This is a genomic window from Chryseobacterium luquanense (assembly GCF_026460945.1).
In the GTDB taxonomy this organism is placed as follows: Bacteria; Bacteroidota; Bacteroidia; order Flavobacteriales; family Weeksellaceae; genus Chryseobacterium; species Chryseobacterium luquanense.
Genome location: NZ_JAOVZV010000039.1, coordinates 1 through 1,893 on the forward strand (window position 1 = coordinate 1; position 1,893 = coordinate 1,893).

The 1,893-nt window shown below is 31.6% G+C and carries 4 protein-coding genes; all 4 read left to right on the forward strand.

Features of this window, described 5'->3' with window-relative positions; genetic code table 11:
* On the forward strand, window positions 1–829 hold an 829-nt coding region (locus OEA66_RS20355; RefSeq protein ID WP_267283134.1), incomplete at its 5' end, for a hypothetical protein.
* Between the two features lie 6 nt (window positions 830–835).
* Window positions 836–1,201: a hypothetical protein gene (locus OEA66_RS20360; RefSeq protein WP_267283135.1), complete on the forward strand. Its 366-nt coding sequence runs from the start codon at window positions 836–838 to the stop codon at window positions 1,199–1,201.
* 17 nt (window positions 1,202–1,218) lie between these two features.
* A complete protein-coding gene (locus tag OEA66_RS20365; RefSeq protein ID WP_267283136.1) occupies window positions 1,219–1,584 on the forward strand; it encodes a hypothetical protein in 366 nt (121 codons plus the stop codon).
* Window positions 1,574–1,801 (forward strand): hypothetical protein, encoded by a 228-nt coding sequence (locus OEA66_RS20370; RefSeq protein ID WP_267283137.1) that lies wholly within the window; start codon window positions 1,574–1,576, stop codon window positions 1,799–1,801. Before OEA66_RS20365 ends, OEA66_RS20370 begins: the two co-directional genes overlap by 11 nt.
* The last annotated feature ends 92 nt before the right edge of the window (window positions 1,802–1,893 follow it).

The window sequence follows — 1,893 nt, forward strand, 5'->3', positions numbered from 1 at the left end:
TAATTTTTCAAATGAAAACCGTCCCATGTTTTCTACAGATGGTGCTGGAAATATGCATTTAAATCCTATTTATCAACAAAATAGTTATATTGATCCAGGTGGTTCAAGTGGCGGCGGTGGCGGCGACTCAAAGCCTTCATTTTGGCAGAATGTCAAAAGTTTCGTCCGCAATCTTTTTGGAGGTGGTAAAAGCAAAGAGGCGACTACTTTACCATTAGCAGCAAGCACGACAGGAAGATGGACAATTTTAGAGGCTGAACTTATTCTTGAAGGTGTGGAACCAGCTTTAACTTGGGAAGAAGTTATGGCGGCAGTAGGATCACTTCGTGGAGGTGTTTGGGGATTGCCTTTGATGTTGAATGGAGACAGTCAATTTGCTCCGAATTCAATACCATATACACCAACTGCGGTTGTACCAATAACTGCAACAGACGAGCCAAATCCAGGAAATTTATTTTTATATAGAAATATGAGGAGTGTAAATGGTATGCCTATGGTTGGAGAAGGTTTGGATAAATTAGGTTTAAGAGATAGAGATGTTAATTTTCTTTCTAATTCTACCATGATAACACCTCTTTTTTCAAATGGTTTGTCTGTTACTATTGGTTACGGAAATATAATACCATCAGATGTTCCTGATACCCATAAAAAACAAATTCTATTTAGAATACCAGCAAGCTCATTAGTATCTTATGGTTTGATTGGAATGCCTGTACCAAATAATTCAAATCCCTTTTATGGGCAAATACGACCTGCAATTCCTATGAATGTAGGGACATTTAGAACATTAATCCAAACCACTGCCCCAGCTTGGCAACCTGTAAAATAAAATTATATGGAAGAAAGAGAAATAATTATAAAACAAATTGAAGAAAAATTATCAATTGAATTAAGACCAGAAAACATTTCCAAGATGAGCTTGGATGAATATAGGGATTTTATTATTTCTATGTTTGAGTATATAAACCTATATAAAGATAAATATCTTTTGACATACTTAGACTTTAGGAAATTTGCAAATGATTTTATTTATAATTATGACGATGATAATTATGAAGATAATTGTGGCGAAAGAGTAAGATTTTTTATGGATGAATTAGCTATTTTGTATACTTATCATCCCCCATTTTTTTGGGATTCTAACTTTGAAGATTTCAAATATAAAATGAAAAGACATGTCACGAAAGGTAATGGCTTGTAAAATGACAAAGGGATTATATGGAAGAAAGAGACGCAGTTATAAGAAAAATTTTAGAAAAATTATATATTGAATTTAATCCAGAAAATCTCTCTGGGCTTACTATAGATCAATATAGAGATTTTTTCTTTTCGATATTTGAATATATAAATTTGTATAAAGATAAATACCATTTGACAGAAGAAGATTTTGTTGAATTTAGTAAGAATATTCATCATAAATATAATTATGATGAATACAAAGATAATTGTTGGGAAAGAGTAGCTTTTTTTATGGATGAATTAATATTTCGTTTTTCTACACCTCCTCCTTATTTCTTTGATTCAAACTTCGATGATTTTAGAAATAAATTGAAAAAAGACTTTACAGAAGGTAATGGTTTATAACTATGGGAAAGGAGGATTTCCTATTATGGAAGTAAAAATTAACTTCAATCAAAAAAAGAGTAATCTCCCGCTTTGGGTGATGTTTCAAATGGGTAATGTTTCAGAACTGTTGGTTTCCTATATGAATGCGGTTTACCAAAGAAATCAAATAAAAACCAATCAAAAAACGAGTAATCAAAATGGTTACTCGTTTTATTTTTATAGATTAAAAGTGTAAATATGAAAGTAAAAAATTACTCATCTCCCAAATTTATTAGGGAATTTCCTACAACAGATTAACCGCAGCATTATATCAGGAGCCCAATTCTA

Excerpts from the sequence above, each read along its gene's own strand:
- OEA66_RS20360 (WP_267283135.1), top strand. The coding sequence starts at position 836 with ATGGAAGAAAGAGAAATAATTATAAAACAAATTGAAGAAAAATTATCA.
- OEA66_RS20365 (WP_267283136.1), top strand. The coding sequence starts at position 1,219 with ATGGAAGAAAGAGACGCAGTTATAAGAAAAATTTTAGAAAAATTATAT.
- OEA66_RS20370 (WP_267283137.1), top strand. The coding sequence starts at position 1,574 with ATGGTTTATAACTATGGGAAAGGAGGATTTCCTATTATGGAAGTAAAA.